Origin of the sequence: Marinobacter sp., assembly GCF_039977835.1 — a bacterium.
GTDB lineage: Bacteria > Pseudomonadota > Gammaproteobacteria > Pseudomonadales > Oleiphilaceae > Marinobacter.
Genome location: NZ_JBDWCL010000054.1, coordinates 36,186 through 50,625 on the forward strand (window position 1 = coordinate 36,186; position 14,440 = coordinate 50,625).

At 53.4% G+C, this 14,440-nt stretch carries 11 protein-coding genes; 9 read left to right on the forward strand and 2 right to left on the reverse strand.

What is annotated here, in order from left to right; all coding sequences use genetic code 11:
• Nucleotides 1–36 precede the first annotated feature (36 nt).
• The 9 genes from thrS to ABJM11_RS16435 all read left to right on the forward strand — a co-directional run bounded on the left by thrS (nucleotide 37) and on the right by ABJM11_RS16435 (nucleotide 12,209).
• Nucleotides 37–1,962 (forward strand): threonine--tRNA ligase, encoded by a 1,926-nt coding sequence (gene thrS, locus ABJM11_RS16395; RefSeq protein WP_348292693.1) that lies wholly within the window; start codon nucleotides 37–39, stop codon nucleotides 1,960–1,962.
• On the forward strand, nucleotides 1,959–2,504 hold the full coding sequence (gene infC, locus ABJM11_RS16400; protein WP_150993986.1) for a translation initiation factor IF-3: 546 nt from the start codon (nucleotides 1,959–1,961) through the stop codon (nucleotides 2,502–2,504). The genes thrS and infC overlap by 4 nt, the downstream gene beginning before the upstream one ends.
• Before the next feature lie 92 nt (nucleotides 2,505–2,596).
• Nucleotides 2,597–2,788 (forward strand): 50S ribosomal protein L35, encoded by a 192-nt coding sequence (gene rpmI, locus ABJM11_RS16405; RefSeq protein WP_114613684.1) that lies wholly within the window; start codon nucleotides 2,597–2,599, stop codon nucleotides 2,786–2,788.
• Between the two features lie 50 nt (nucleotides 2,789–2,838).
• Nucleotides 2,839–3,192, forward strand: a complete 354-nt coding sequence (rplT, locus tag ABJM11_RS16410; RefSeq protein WP_027831417.1) for a 50S ribosomal protein L20 — start codon at nucleotides 2,839–2,841, stop codon at nucleotides 3,190–3,192.
• 138 nt (nucleotides 3,193–3,330) lie between these two features.
• Nucleotides 3,331–4,329, forward strand: a complete 999-nt coding sequence (gene pheS, locus ABJM11_RS16415; protein WP_348292696.1) for a phenylalanine--tRNA ligase subunit alpha — start codon at nucleotides 3,331–3,333, stop codon at nucleotides 4,327–4,329.
• 59 nt (nucleotides 4,330–4,388) lie between these two features.
• On the forward strand, nucleotides 4,389–6,761 hold the full coding sequence (pheT, locus tag ABJM11_RS16420) for a phenylalanine--tRNA ligase subunit beta (protein WP_348292697.1): 2,373 nt from the start codon (nucleotides 4,389–4,391) through the stop codon (nucleotides 6,759–6,761).
• A 3-nt stretch (nucleotides 6,762–6,764) separates the two neighbouring features.
• A complete protein-coding gene (gene ihfA / locus ABJM11_RS16425) occupies nucleotides 6,765–7,067 on the forward strand; it encodes an integration host factor subunit alpha (RefSeq protein ID WP_007151838.1) in 303 nt (100 codons plus the stop codon).
• Nucleotides 7,048–7,413, forward strand: a complete 366-nt coding sequence (locus ABJM11_RS16430) for a MerR family transcriptional regulator (RefSeq protein ID WP_348292699.1) — start codon at nucleotides 7,048–7,050, stop codon at nucleotides 7,411–7,413. Before ihfA ends, ABJM11_RS16430 begins: the two co-directional genes overlap by 20 nt.
• Before the next feature lie 239 nt (nucleotides 7,414–7,652).
• Nucleotides 7,653–12,209 carry a chemotaxis protein CheB gene (locus ABJM11_RS16435; protein WP_348292701.1) on the forward strand — a complete coding sequence of 1,519 codons (4,557 nt, stop codon included), beginning with the start codon at nucleotides 7,653–7,655 and terminating at the stop codon, nucleotides 12,207–12,209.
• Nucleotides 12,210–12,380: 171 nt separating this feature from the next.
• Here ABJM11_RS16435 and ABJM11_RS16440 read toward each other — a convergent pair whose 3' ends face one another.
• Both ABJM11_RS16440 and ABJM11_RS16445 read right to left on the reverse strand, forming a co-directional pair.
• Nucleotides 12,381–13,532: a tyrosine-type recombinase/integrase gene (locus tag ABJM11_RS16440; RefSeq protein ID WP_348292702.1), complete on the reverse strand. Its 1,152-nt coding sequence runs from the start codon at nucleotides 13,530–13,532 to the stop codon at nucleotides 12,381–12,383.
• 195 nt (nucleotides 13,533–13,727) lie between these two features.
• The gene (locus tag ABJM11_RS16445; protein ID WP_348292703.1) at nucleotides 13,728–14,168 is read right to left on the reverse strand and encodes a hypothetical protein; all 441 of its coding nucleotides are present in this window, start codon (nucleotides 14,166–14,168) and stop codon (nucleotides 13,728–13,730) included.
• Between the last annotated feature and the right edge of the window lie 272 nt (nucleotides 14,169–14,440).

Below are 14,440 nucleotides of genomic sequence, written 5' to 3' on the forward strand. Positions count from 1 at the left end.
TGGTACGGATCACCTCTGGGACTCAAGGAGCTAACTATGCCAGTAGTAACCCTGCCTGATGGCAGCCACCGCAGTTTTGCCGAATCAGTCACCGTTCATGATGTTGCCGCCGACATCGGAGCGGGTCTCGCCAAGGCCGCCATCGCCGGCCGTGTTAACGGCAAGCTGGTTGATACCAGCTTCCCCATCGACGACGACGTCGATCTCGCCATTGTTACCGAGCGGGATGACGACGGCGTTGATATTATCCGTCACTCCACGGCTCATCTGTTGGCCATGGCTGTTAAGGAATTGTTTCCTTCCGCCCAGGTGACCATCGGCCCGGTTGTGGATAACGGGTTCTATTACGATTTCAAGTTCGACCGGCCGTTTACCAACGAAGACCTGGGCCGGATCGAAAAGCGCATGGAAGAGCTGGCAAAACAGGATATTCCGGTGTCTCGCTCGGTGATGTCCCGTGCCGAAGCGGTGCGCCTGTTTGATGACATGGGGGAGGAATACAAAGTACGCATCATTGAGGACATTCCCGGCGATGAAGATCTGTCGTTTTACCGCCAGGGCGACTTTATCGACCTGTGTCGTGGCCCTCATGTGCCCAGCACCGGCAAGCTCAAGGCATTCAAGCTGACCAAGGTGGCTGGTGCCTATTGGCGTGGTGACACGAGCAACGAGCAGCTGCAGCGTGTGTACGGTACTGCCTGGGGCAACAAGAAAGACCTGAAGGCCTACCTCCATCGCCTGGAAGAGGCGGAGAAGCGGGACCACCGCAAGATCGGTAAGAAATTGAGCCTGTTCCACATGCAGGAAGAAGCACCAGGCATGGTGTTCTGGCATCCTGATGGCTGGTCCCTGTACCAGGAAATCGAGCAGTACATGCGCCGCAAACAGCATGAGCATGGCTACCAGGAAATCAAGACGCCGCAGGTAGTCTCCCGCTCACTGTGGGAAAAGTCCGGGCACTGGGACAAGTTCAAGGATGACATGTTTACCACGGAGTCCGAGAAGCACGATTACGCCATCAAGCCCATGAACTGTCCTTGCCATGTTCAGGTGTTCAACCAGGGCCTGAAGAGCTACAAGGATCTGCCCCTCAGGCTGGCGGAGTTCGGCTCCTGCCACCGCAACGAGGCCTCTGGTGCGTTGCACGGCCTGATGCGTGTGCGTGGATTTACCCAGGACGACGCCCACATTTTCTGCGAAGAAGATGCGATTCAGCAGGAAGTGTCTGACTTCATCCAGATGCTCCACGAGATATACAAAGATTTCGGATTTACCGAGATTCTCTACAAGCTCTCAACCCGTCCGGAAAAGCGAGTTGGGTCCGATGAAGTCTGGGACAAGGCGGAAGCCGCCCTGGAAGAGGCACTGAATCGCGAGGGTGTTGACTGGGAGCTGTTGCCGGGCGAAGGCGCCTTTTATGGCCCGAAAATCGAGTTTTCCCTGAAAGACTGCATCGGCCGGGTATGGCAGTGTGGTACCATTCAGGTCGATTTTTCCATGCCGGGACGTCTGGGCGCGCAATATGTAGCGGACAACTCCGAGCGTAAGACGCCCGTGATGCTGCACAGAGCGGTTCTGGGGTCGTTTGAGCGGTTTATCGGTATTCTGATTGAAGAATACGAGGGTGCGTTCCCGACCTGGCTGGCCCCAACGCAGATTGCGGTGCTCAATATTACCGACAATCAGCGGGATTATTGCCAGAATCTGGCAAAAAAATGGGATTCCCTTGGCTATAGGGTTAATGCCGACTTGAGAAACGAGAAGATCGGCTTTAAAATCCGCGAGCATACTATTAACAAAGTCCCTTTCCTTGTGGTTGTCGGTGACAAAGAAGTCGAGAACAACGCCGTTGCGGTGAGAACCCGTAAAGGCGAAGATTTAGGGACTTTATCGCTGGACGCGTTTGAGCAGCTGATGGCTGATGAAATCAATCGTAAAGGCAGAACCAAAACGGAGATCTGATTATTAAACAGCGAGCGAATCGGGGTGGGCGTACACCAAAAGCGCCGATCAATGAGAATATTGACGCAACGGAAGTCCGTCTGATCGATGCCGAAGGCAATCAGGTCGGTGTCGTATCGATCGAAGATGCACTCAAGCAGGCCGAAGAAGCGTCTCTTGACCTGGTTCAGGTTACGGATTCCGATCCGATCGTCTGTAAGATAATGGACTACGGCAAGAAAATCTTCGATGAGAAGAAGGCCAAGGCTGCTGCGAAGAAAAAGCAGAAGCAGACCCAGGTCAAAGAGCTTAAGTTCCGTCCAGGAACTGAAGAAGGGGATTATCAGGTCAAACTACGCAACCTGGTACGTTTCCTTGAAAACGGGGACCGCGGCAAACTCACTATTCGCTTCCGTGGGCGTGAGATGGCACACCAGGAAATCGGTATGAAGCTCATGAACAGGATCGAAGCGGATATTGAAGAGATTGCCCAGGTAGAACAGCGGCCGAAAATGGAAGGCCGCCAGATGACCATGGTTGTGGCTCCCCGCAAGAAGAAGTGAACCTGATCCGGTGAGATCCCCCGCGGTCGCGGGGGATTTGTCGTTCAGGGACACATTGATATCACTTAAAAACAGAATGCGGAGTTTTAAAAATGTCCAAGATGAAAACCAAAAGCGGGGCCACCAAGCGGTTCAAGAAAACCGCCACCGGCTTCAAGCACAAGCAGTCCTTCACCAGTCATATCTTGACCAAGAAGAGCCCCAAGCGTAAGCGTCAGCTCCGCGGTACCAAGCTGATTGCCAAGGCCGATGTGGCTTCCATCAAGCGTATGACGGCGTGCTGATTCAGCCGCTAACCACTCCTGTAAAGGTTTAAAGGTAGAAGGATTAAAGTATGGCTCGTGTAAAACGTGGCGTGGTAGCACGTCGTCGTCACAAGAAGATCATGAATCAGGCCAAGGGTTACTACGGAGCGCGTAGCCGCGTTTATCGTGTAGCCAAGCAGGCGGTGATCAAGGCCGGTCAGTATGCTTACCGTGACCGCCGCAATCGCAAGCGTTCATTCCGTGCACTGTGGATCGCCCGTATCAATGCCGGCGCCCGTGCCAACGGTCTGTCCTACAGCCGTCTGATTGCAGGTCTGAAAAAGGCCAATGTTGAGATCGATCGCAAAGTTCTGGCTGACCTGGCCATGAACGAACAGCAGGCGTTTACCGCTGTAGTTGAGAAGGCAAAAGCGTCTCTGTGATCGCTTAGCTCTTTCATCGGTTACCGATCGATTCAGGCGTCTCCATGGGTTCATGAGGACGCTTTCTGATAGGGGAAGGGCGCGCTCTTCCCCTATTTTTGTTTAGAGCGATTCCATTTCTGGATTGGAGCAGGGTCAATGGAAAACCTGGATCAACTCGTTCAGGACGGTCTGGCGGCAGTCGACAGCGCAGACAGCTTGCAGGCGCTGGACCAGATTCGTGTTGAATACCTTGGCAAGAAGGGTGTGATCACCCAACAGGCAAAGACACTGGGCAAGCTGTCTGCGGAAGAGCGCCCGGCTGCCGGCCAGAAAATCAATGAAGCCAAGGGGCAGGTGGAGCAGGCGATCAACACCCGCCGTACGGACCTCGAGCGAGCCGCCATTGAGCAGAAGTTGGCCAGTGAATCCATTGATGTAACCTTGCCTGGCCGCGGCCAGGACCTGGGCGGGCTGCACCCGGTTACCAGAACCCTGCAGCGTATCGAACAGTTCTTCTCCCGCGCTGGCTATACCGTGGAGCAGGGGCCCGAAATCGAAGACGATTATCACAACTTCGAGGCTCTGAATATTCCGGGGCACCACCCGGCCCGCGCCATGCACGACACCTTCTATTTTAATCCGGGCACTCTGTTGCGGACGCATACTTCCCCGGTGCAGATCCGGACAATGGAGGATGGCAAGCCACCGTTTCGCATGATCTGTCCCGGGCGTGTCTATCGCTGCGATTCAGATATGACCCACACGCCCATGTTTCACCAGGTTGAAGGGCTGTTGGTGGAAAAAGACGTCAGTTTTGCCGATCTGAAGAGCACCGTTGAGGAGTTCCTGAGAGTGTTCTTCGAGCGGGACCTGGAAGTGCGCTTCCGTCCCTCCTATTTCCCCTTCACAGAGCCGTCCGCGGAAGTGGATATCGAGTGGGGGCGTGAAGAAGATGGCAGCATCAAGTGGCTGGAAGTGATGGGTTGCGGCATGGTTCACCCCAAAGTCTTCGAGTATTGCGGTATCGATGCCGAGGAGTATCGTGGCTTTGCGTTCGGACTGGGCGTCGAGCGTCTGGCCATGCTTCGCTATGGCGTGAGTGACCTGCGTATGTTCTTCGAGAACGACCTCCGTTTTTTGCGGCAGTTCCGTTGAGCGCATCATCAGGGCAATCGAATTAACAGGCAAAACCGCACCAGGACAAGGCAGATACCATGAAATTCAGTGAGCAGTGGCTACGGGAATGGGTCAATCCGGCGAACGACACCCAGGCATTGATGGACCAGATCACCATGGCGGGACTGGAGGTGGATGGATTCGAGCCTGTAGCCGGCAAATTCAGCGGCATTGTGGTGGGTGAAGTCGTCTCCGTAGCGCCCCATCCGGATGCAGACAAACTCAGGGTCTGTCAGGTTAGTGATGGAAACCAGACGGTGCAGGTGGTTTGTGGTGCCCCCAATGTCCGGGATGGACTCAAGGTGCCCTTTGCCGTGGTAGGCGCCGTGTTGCCGGGTGACTTCAGGATCAAGAAAGCGAAGCTCCGTGGGCAGGCATCGGAAGGCATGCTGTGTTCGGAAGCCGAGCTGGGCCTCTCGGAAAACCATGATGGCCTGATGGAGCTGCCCGAGGATGCCCCTGTAGGCCAGGAACTTGCTGATTTTCTCAAGCTGAACGATGTTACGATCGATGTGGATCTGACACCGAACCGCAGTGACTGCCTTTCCATCAAAGGGATCGCCCGGGAAGTCGGTGTGTTAAACAGCCTGGTGGTTGAAGGCCCGGAGATCGCCCCTGTTGAAGCGGTGCACTCTGAGGTGCCAGAGATTGTCGTTAAAGCACCCGAAGGTTGCCCCAGATACCTGGGCCGGATTCTGCGCAATGTGAACCTGAGCGTGGAATCTCCACTGTGGATGCAGGAGAAGCTGCGCCGCTCCGGTATTCGCTCTATCGACGCCGCGGTGGATGTGACCAATTATGTGATGCTTGAGCTGGGTCAGCCCCTGCATGCGTTTGACCGGGACGAGATTGAGGGTGGTATTGTCGTTCGCATGGCAAAGCCGGATGAAAAGCTGGTATTGCTTGACGGGCAGGAAGTGGAGCTCACCAGCGAGACTCTGGTCATTGCGGATCACGCCAAACCCATTGCCATTGCCGGTGTGATGGGTGGGGAGCATTCCGGTGTCAGCGAGAAAACCCGGGACCTTATTCTGGAAGCTGCCTACTTCGACCCGATTACCCTGGCCGGCAAGGCTCGCCATTATGGTCTTCATACCGACGCCTCACATCGCTTTGAACGAGGCGTGGACTACGAGCTCGCCCGTGATGCCATGGAGCGTGCCACGGCATTGCTGATGACCATCGTCGGTGGCGATCCCGGTGAGGTTGTTGAAGTTGTCAGCAAGAAGGACTTGCCGGAAGACCGCACGGTAGATTTGCGGGAGCAGCGCGTTGCTGATGTGTTGGGGCTCGAAATCGACCGGACCACGGTTGAGGAAATTCTGACGCGGCTGGGACTTCATATCGATAAGCTCCTGAAAAATGGCTGGCGGGTGCATGTTCCCAGCTTCCGCCCGGATATCAGTATCGAAGAAGACCTGATTGAAGAGATTGGTCGAATCTTCGGGTACAACAATCTCCCCGTGACAGAGCCCACAGGGTCTCTCGGCCTACGGCCTCAGGAAGAAGCGGTTCGCCCGGTGTCTGCCGTCCAGGATTACTTTGTGTCCTGTGGTTATCAGGAAGCGATCACCTACAGCTTTGTGGATCCGAAGGTCCAGAGTCTGGTCGACCCGGAGCGGGAAGGCATCGCTCTTGCGAACCCCATTTCCGCCGATCTGTCGGTTATGCGCACCACCCTGTGGAGCGGATTGCTGAAAACAGTGGCACACAACCAGAATCGGCAGCAACCACGGATTCGGCTATTCGAAACCGGCCTCAGGTTTGTGAAAGAGGGCGATCGGATCGATCAGCAGCCCATGCTTGCCGGTGTGGTGGTTGGCACTCAGTTCCCCGAAAACTGGGCGAATGGTCGCAGAAATGCCGATTTCTTTGATGTAAAAGGAGAAATGGAGAGCCTCTTCCGTCTTCTCGGGATCGAAGTGCAGTTCCTTGCCAGCCACCACCCCGCCCTGCATCCGGGCCAGACCGCGGAATTGCTGCGGGGCGGGGAACATGTAGGCTGGCTGGGCACGTTGCACCCACAAGTTCAGAAAAAACTGGAACTTAATGGCACGATTCTGATGTTTGAGCTATTCTTGAATTCGATCGTTTCTGGATATGTGCCTAATTTCAAAGATATTTCAAAATTCCCTGAAGTTCGGCGAGATTTGGCTATCATTATCGGAAGCGATGTGGGGTTCGCAGACGTTGAGCGTGTCGCTGAAAAGCACGCTGGCGAGCACCTCACAGCGTTGCGTGCGTTTGATGTCTATGAAGGTGAAAGCCTGGGCGAAGGTAATCGCAGCCTTGCCCTCAGCCTGTTCTGGCAGCATCCTGAGCGCACACTAAATGAAGAAGAGGTGCATTCACTCTTCAACGGTGTCATCGAGGCATTGCAGGAAGAGTTGGGGGCAACACTGAGGAGTTAACAGATGGCGGCTTTGACGAAAGCGGAAATGGCGGAGCGCTTGTACGAAGAATTGGGGCTCAACAAACGCGAAGCCAAGGAAATGGTAGAAGCTTTTTTCGACGAGATCAGGGGCGCTCTCAGCCATAATGAACAGGTCAAACTGTCCGGATTCGGCAACTTTGACCTGCGTGACAAGAAGCAGCGGCCGGGACGGAACCCGAAGACTGGTGAGGAAATTCCCATCAGTGCACGGCGTGTAGTTACGTTTCGCCCAGGACAAAAACTGAAACAGAAAGTAGAAGCGTATGCTGGAACCCAGTCATAACAACGAATTACCCACGATACCGGGTAAACGTTACTTTACCATTGGTGAGGTGGCCGAACTCTGCGCGGTAAAGGCGCACGTTCTCAGGTACTGGGAGCAGGAGTTTCCCCAGTTGTCGCCGGTCAAGCGACGTGGTAACCGTCGTTATTATCAACGTGCCGATGTTATTACCATTCGTCAAATTCGAAGCCTGCTTTACGATCAGGGCTATACCATCGGCGGTGCGAAGCAGAAGCTCAGTAGTCATGAGGTTAAAGACGACACCTCGCAGTATAAGCAATTGATTCGTCAGATGATTACCGAACTCGAAGATGTCCTGGACGTGTTGAACGCGCCGGTGCGCTGACTCAAACAATGGGGCCAGATAAAGCCGAAGGTACGCCTTCGGTTTTTTTATGTCTTGTGACTATTCAGTAATAGGCCTTGTTCCCATTAACGGATTGGATGAAAGTAGCATGCTATATGGGACTGACGTTGAAAGACGCAGTTCTCTGACTTGTTAGCGATCACGGTTGTAGCTAGTGGCTTGAGCGCGATTGCTTGTTTCGCTGAAATCTCACTAGCAAACCAACACGGACTGGAATTATGACCGCCGAGACTACCCCTGATCCACTGGTTGTCGGGATTGCCGCATCGGCCGGCGGCCTTGATGCGCTCAAACAACTGCTCAAACAACTGGATGCGTCAGCAGCGCTGTCTCTCATCATCGCCCAACACCTGTCACCGGATCATGAAAGCATGCTGACCAAGCTTTTGTCGCGGGAGACAAAGCTCCGGGTGCGGAGTGCGATAGACGGTGCGCCGGTTGAGGTTGGCACTGCGTATGTGATCCCTCCTGGCCATAATGCCACGGTTCAGGACCACCGGGTCAGACTGACTGTCACAGAGCAACACGGCGTGCCCAAGCCGTCGGCCAATGAGTTGTTTGTATCGCTGGCTGAAGCCTATTCCACCCGCGCAGTTGGCGTTGTGCTTTCGGGTACCGGGAGTGATGGCGCGCAGGGGTGTCGGGTCATAAAAGCGTATGAAGGGTTTACCTTCGCCCAGGACCCGGCGGAAGCGAAGTACGATGGCATGCCGCGAGCAGCCATCGAGACCGCCTGTGTCGATAGAGTGTTGACGGTAAACGACATCGCCAGGCAAGTGGTGAGGTTGGCCACACAAACGGAGTTACCTGCAGAGCAGTTGGAACGGGGCGGCAAAAACGAGGCACTGGTGGGTATTCTCGACCTGCTCTCACAGGAAACCGGCGTCGACTTCACCGAGTACAAGGAAAATACGCTTCAGCGCCGGATACAGCGCCGTATGGTTGCTACGGAGACGTCAAGCTGGCTGGAGTACGAGACGTTCGTCAGGGCGCACCCGGCTGAGTTGCAACACCTCTATCAGGATCTGCTGATTTCCGTAACGGCCTTTTTCCGGGATGGCGAATCGTTCGAGAAGCTGGGGCGGACTCTCAAAAATATTGTAGAGCACAAACGGCCAGGTGATGAAATCCGCATCTGGGTGGCAGGCTGTGCCACGGGGGAAGAGGCGTACTCGATTGCAATGCTTCTGCACGAGACCCTGGGAGCGGATATTTTTGATTACAACGTTCAGATCTTTGCCACCGATATCGATATCCCGGCACTCACCATAGCCCGACGCGGGCGCTACGAGGCAGTGTCGGTCAAGGACCTGTCCAAAGACCGGCTCGAGAAGTACTTTACCCCCGCCAGTGATGGCTGCCAGGTCAAGAAACACATTCGTGAGATGGTGACTTTCGCGCGGCAGAATCTGGTCGGCGACCCCGCATTTCTGCGTATGGATCTGGTGAGTTGCAGAAACGTTCTGATTTATATGAAAGCGGAACTTCAGAAGCAAATCCAGGCTACGTTCCATTACGCTCTGCGCCCCGGAGGTTATCTGTTTCTGGGCAAATCAGAATCCCTGCCGGGCAGTGAACTCTTCGAAAGTTCCTCCACCGATAGCCGGGTGCTGATTCGTAACGATGACGTTGGCAGCGAGATCTACCGCCGTTACAAACTGAGTAACCGGTCGGTGCACTCACGGCCCCCTGTTGCGGAGGAGCGCGCAGGCAACAACTATGAGACCCTGAGTGACAGGGTGAACCGGGCCATCTCCCGGCACGTTACGAAAAATGCGTTCGTGGTCGACGCCGCCATGGATATCAAGTTCATCTACGGTGATCTTCGGGAAATCACCAGAATAAGCAAGGGCAAGGCAAGCCTGAATCTGCAGAATATTGTCCACGGCAGTCTTCAGGTAGAGCTGAAAAGCCTTCTATTCAAGGCCCGTAAAGACGGTTCGGTGCAGAAATCCCGGCCGATTGCCCACGAGGGGCATCTTTTCCACTTTGAAGTGATCCCGTTATCTGAGCAGGGCGAGCAGGAGTTCCTGTATCTGGTTCGCTATGATTTGACGGCCAGCAAAGGCGATACGCCGCCGATTCCGGTGGAACAGGCCGACGATCAGGTGGAGCAGCTGCAGTTTGAGCTGACCGGTATGAGAGAGCACCTGCAGACCGTGATCGAGGAGCTGGAAACCTCCAATGAGGAGCTGCAGGCGGTGAACGAAGAACTTCAGTCCGCCAACGAGGAGCTGCATTCTACCAATGAGGAGCTGGAAACCTCCAACGAGGAACTGCAGTCGACCAATGAGGAACTGACCACGGTCAATCAGGAAATCCAGGTCAAGGCGAGCGAAATTGCTGCGCTGCACGCGGATCTGAGCAACCTTCAGCGAAGCTTGCCGCATCCGCTGCTGGCGCTGGATGCCGACCTCAAGGTGTTACATTTCAATCCGGCGGCCACGGAGATATTTGCGTTTGACGAAAAAAGCGTGGGAAAACCGGTGGATCAGATGGAGCCCAGGCTGGAGTTGCCAAACCTCAAGCTGTTGATTGACCGGGCATTTAAAAGTCAACGCGCGGAATTCGTACAGATCAAGGGAAGTGAGCGCAGCTTCGAGCTTTCCGTGAACAGTTATCGTAGCGAGAGCGGTGAACTCAGCGGCGTTATTCTGCTGTTCTGGGACAACACCGAACTGCTGAAGCTTTATGACTCCCTGCAGCAGGCGCTGCGCGACAACTCTCTGCAGGCCCGTGCCATGGAGGCTGCCGATCAGGGCATTATCATCGTCGATGCCCAGTCCGGAGACATGCCCATCTTGTACGTCAACCGGGCGTTTACGGAAATGACAGGGTACGCCCGCGAAGAGGCACTGGGGCGGAACTGCCGGTTTCTGCAGGGGCCTGATACCGCCCCTGGAACTGTCGATTCGATCAGGTCCTGCATCAAAGAGCAGGGCGCTTGCAGGGAGTTGATCCTTAATTACAAAAAGGACGGTACGCCGTTCTGGAATCGGCTCAGCGTGGCGCCGGTGACCAGCGAGGGCAAGCTTACCCACTACCTTGGCATCCAGAGCGATGTCTCGGACATGGTGTACCGGCAGAAGCAAATGGCCCTGGCCGAAGAGGTTTTCAACAATACCCACGAGAAAATCGCGGTGTTTGATGATAAAAAGCAACTGGTTTTCCTCAACCGGGCATTGTCCGACTCACTGAGGCCGGCGTCTGACTCCGCACCCTTTGATATCGAGAGTTTTTTCCATCCCACCGACAAGGAGCTTTCGCTGGATACAATCTGGCAAATGGCCGAACGCGATGGCAAATGGCGTGGGGAGCTTCTGTTCGTTAACGCCGGCGCCATCGAGCCACACTATGTGTCGGTGAGCCCGCTCTATGATGATCTGGACGGATCGGTTCGCTGGGTTTTCGTGTGCAACGACATAGCAGAACTCAAGGTCCGGGAGGAAGAACTCCACGAGATGGCCATGTTCGACGAGCTGACAGGGCTGCCCAATCGCTTGCATCTTAACGATCACCTGACCGATACGGTGCTGCGGCATGCTCGTGCTGGCACCCGGTTCGCACTGCTGTTTCTGGACATAGACAAGTTCAAGCGGATCAATGATTCTCTTGGCCACGCGGTAGGAGATTCCATACTCAAGCATTTTGCGGCCACTCTGCAGCAACTGATCCGTGATTGTGACTTCTTTGCGCGGATAAGCGGGGATGAGTTTGTGGTGATCATGGACGAACTGGAGGAGATGGAGTGTGCCCAGACGTTTGCCGCCCGCATTCTGGAAAGCCTGAAGAATCCGATCGAGATTGTCGGGGAGAAACTGTTCATCTCCTCAAGTATTGGTATCGCGATATACCCTGAGGATGGTGAGCGACAGGATATTCTGCTCCGTAATGCAGACATTGCAATGTACCGGGCGAAGCAGACTGGCCGTGCGAAGTTCAGTTTTGTTGATCCCGGGCGCAGTGATGAAATGCTGGAGCAGCTTAGGGTTGAGTACGAACTGAAAACCACGCTTCAACAAGGCGTCGACAACGGGCTTCATTTCGTTTTTCAGCCGTATTTCCGTAATGGGGGTGACAGACAGCTGTTGGGTGTAGAGGCCCTGATTCGGTGGAGTCATCCGGAGCTGGGTGAACTGGGGCCAGGGCCTATTCTCAAGGCGGCGGAAATCGCTCATCTTCAGGAAAGCCTGGACTGCTGGGTGCTGACTCGGGCCATTGAACAACGCAACGCCTGGGTCAGTGCGGACGAGCGGATGAAAAACGTGCAAATCTCTATCAACATCCACCCCCAGAATCTGTCGAAGCTCCATGACCCCCGGTATGGGATGCATAAAATTCTGGACGAGTACGACGTGATCGACTGGTTGACTGTGGAAGTGACGGAGGAGGCGCTGCTCGTGCGTACCGAAGAGCTTGACGAGTCGCTCGCGTATCTTACTTCCAAGTCCGTCCAGCTGGCGATAGATGACTTCGGTGCGGGATATTCAAATTTCAGTTACCTGACCGAAATTGGCTATGTCTCGAAAGTAAAGCTGGATGGAAAGCTCTTCAGGGAAGTGGAGTGCAATTCTGATAAACAGAAAAAAATGGCAGCGCTCATGCAGATGCTGAAATCCATGGGCTTTGAAACGGTTGCGGAAGGTATCGAAACCGAGGAAGCGCACAGGGTTTTAAATCAGATGTCCTGTAGTACGCTGCAAGGTTTCCATCTGGGCCGGCCAGTGCGGGAAGCGGCAATCCTGGAAATGGCCCTCCTGGATACGCCGGCCTGAAAAAAATAAAGCCCGGACCAATTGGTGCCGGGCTTTATTCGAGGATTTGGTCGGGACGGTAGGATTTGAATTTACTTTATCCTCTATGTCGTCCTTTCTCGCACGGTAAATCAAATGGTTAGGTGCGGTTGCGTGTGGCTCTGGGGTGTAATTGGGACAAATATTGGGACATCATCGCTTCTCATTCACGACCTTTAATTTCTCCATTTCCCGAGAACTCTCCTCCCCGTGTAACCAACGCGAATAGGTCGTCAGCAGAACTATGACGCTATGGCCTAGTTGGCTTGCTACGAAAGATGGGTTCATCCCAGCCATGAGGCAATGTGTGGCGTAGGTATGTCGGGTGTTATAGGTTCGCCTATGTCTTATCCTTAACGCCTTCAGAGCCGCCGTGAACACGACTCTGGGCGGTTTGTCTGTAAGCCATGATTCGCCGGTCCGCGGGCTCCTGAAAATTTGTTCTCCAAACTGATAGGTCAGCGCCTTAGCCTCTTCCAGGGCAGCAAGTGCATGGTCATTCAAAAAGACCTCACGACTGCGTTTGGTTTTCGTTTGTTTATTGAGTTGGCCTCGAATCCTGGCTTTATTTACCATGGCGACGCCCCGGTTCCAATCAATGTCGTTCCAAGTGAGGGCAAGCATTTCAGAAGTTCGCATCCCTGTCCAGAATGCGAACTGAGCGTAAATGGCATAGATTCGCTCCCCGCTGTCTCCATGCCTGTTGTAGAGGTAATCAATAATCTGTTGAGCCTCCTCGCTGCTGAAGGGGTCTACCTCAGGCTTCTGATGTCTCATGTTTTTGAGCTTTTCGGCAGGATTCCGGTCAATGACTTCGTCATCGACCGCCAGCTCAAACACCCTGCGCAGCGGTGTTAGACAGTTATTTCTGGTTTTCATTGAACTCCATTCGATTTCAGCAACGTCTTGTTTGAGCTCTGACACAGAAAATGAATCGATGGGACGAGTCGCGTATAGGGGTTGCCAGTACTTCATGAGAGCCTTTCTATATGTGTTCCGTGTGTTATCGCCTATTGAGGCGGTATCCAGATAAAGTTGTGCATATTCGCTGAAGAGGGGTACATCGCTAACCAGATACTGGGGTTGATCGAACTGCGGAAAATGCTCCGCAAGTTCGATCCATGTCAGTGTTCCGAATTTGGCTTTGTTCGTGATTTCAGCTCGTAAACGGGCTGCCTGGACGACGTTGGTCTTGGTCGGTTTCCTCGGCCAGATTGGCTCCAAGCGGCTGCCGTTCCAGGTGAATCGGATTTTAATGCCGGAGCCGTGGGGTCGTATGCCGGTCGGAAACTGTTTAGCAGCCATGTTTTTACTCCTTTGATCGAAACCCAAATATTTCCGTCCGGATCGTGGACGTATTGCTCTCCTGCTTTCCACTTGCCATCTTTGATCTTGCCTTTGGCCCAGTGGGGGCCTTTTCCGAGAATTTCGCAGATTCGCTGGTGTGGAAGCCAATCCAGGGCTTCCAGGTCAATGGAGATAGTTGACTCATTGAGGACGTCATTTATTGATTTGTTCATTTGTTCCATCTCCAGCATTTGGCAATAATATTAGATTTAGTGCTTTTTTTATTTCCTGATTGCTTTCAATTATCCTGATTGCTAATGAAAGTGCGTAGGTGCAAAGCCTATAGTTATTAATTCCAGTGATATTGAGGTGAGCCGAATTTTTTATAATCGATTGCTGAGGCAAACTTTCATCTGACAATCTAATTATTTTACAATTTAATTTTATAAGATCGGTCAGTTTTACATTGGCGTCTGACCTAATGAATATATGACTTCTTTTTTTTGGGTTGTCGTTCTCCGCGTAAAGCTCAATGACAGGACCGGTGAACTCTACTGAAAAAATAGTTTGATTAAGCTTGTTTTTTAATATCCGCTCTGCCATTTCCCTCAAATAGGGGTTGTCAGAGTAGATTGCATAAGAATTTTCTAGCATAAATACCTCTATAGATTTATATTGCAACTTTACTTCTAATCCATAGTAGATATTTTACTATATATAAATATTCGACCAAGAAAATAATTAAGGAGACCATGTTGAATAGATTAATGTAAATGGTCCCCCTAGCCCGGATTTCTCATAGGTCCCCAGCAAGTCTCGCAGACTGTGCGGGTTACCGCCATTACCGCTCATTGGCGGCCGTGACTGATCAATAATCGATCAATTCCTGTTGTCCGGACACACGGCCCCCTTTCCCCCATTGAGTC

Excerpts from the sequence above, each read along its gene's own strand:
- thrS (WP_348292693.1), top strand. The coding sequence starts at position 37 with ATGCCAGTAGTAACCCTGCCTGATGGCAGCCACCGCAGTTTTGCCGAA.
- rpmI (WP_114613684.1), top strand. The coding sequence starts at position 2,597 with ATGTCCAAGATGAAAACCAAAAGCGGGGCCACCAAGCGGTTCAAGAAA.
- rplT (WP_027831417.1), top strand. The coding sequence starts at position 2,839 with ATGGCTCGTGTAAAACGTGGCGTGGTAGCACGTCGTCGTCACAAGAAG.
- pheS (WP_348292696.1), top strand. The coding sequence starts at position 3,331 with ATGGAAAACCTGGATCAACTCGTTCAGGACGGTCTGGCGGCAGTCGAC.
- pheT (WP_348292697.1), top strand. The coding sequence starts at position 4,389 with ATGAAATTCAGTGAGCAGTGGCTACGGGAATGGGTCAATCCGGCGAAC.
- ihfA (WP_007151838.1), top strand. The coding sequence starts at position 6,765 with ATGGCGGCTTTGACGAAAGCGGAAATGGCGGAGCGCTTGTACGAAGAA.
- ABJM11_RS16430 (WP_348292699.1), top strand. The coding sequence starts at position 7,048 with ATGCTGGAACCCAGTCATAACAACGAATTACCCACGATACCGGGTAAA.
- ABJM11_RS16435 (WP_348292701.1), top strand. The coding sequence starts at position 7,653 with ATGACCGCCGAGACTACCCCTGATCCACTGGTTGTCGGGATTGCCGCA.
- ABJM11_RS16440 (WP_348292702.1), bottom strand. The coding sequence starts at position 13,532 with ATGGCTGCTAAACAGTTTCCGACCGGCATACGACCCCACGGCTCCGGC.
- ABJM11_RS16445 (WP_348292703.1), bottom strand. The coding sequence starts at position 14,168 with ATGCTAGAAAATTCTTATGCAATCTACTCTGACAACCCCTATTTGAGG.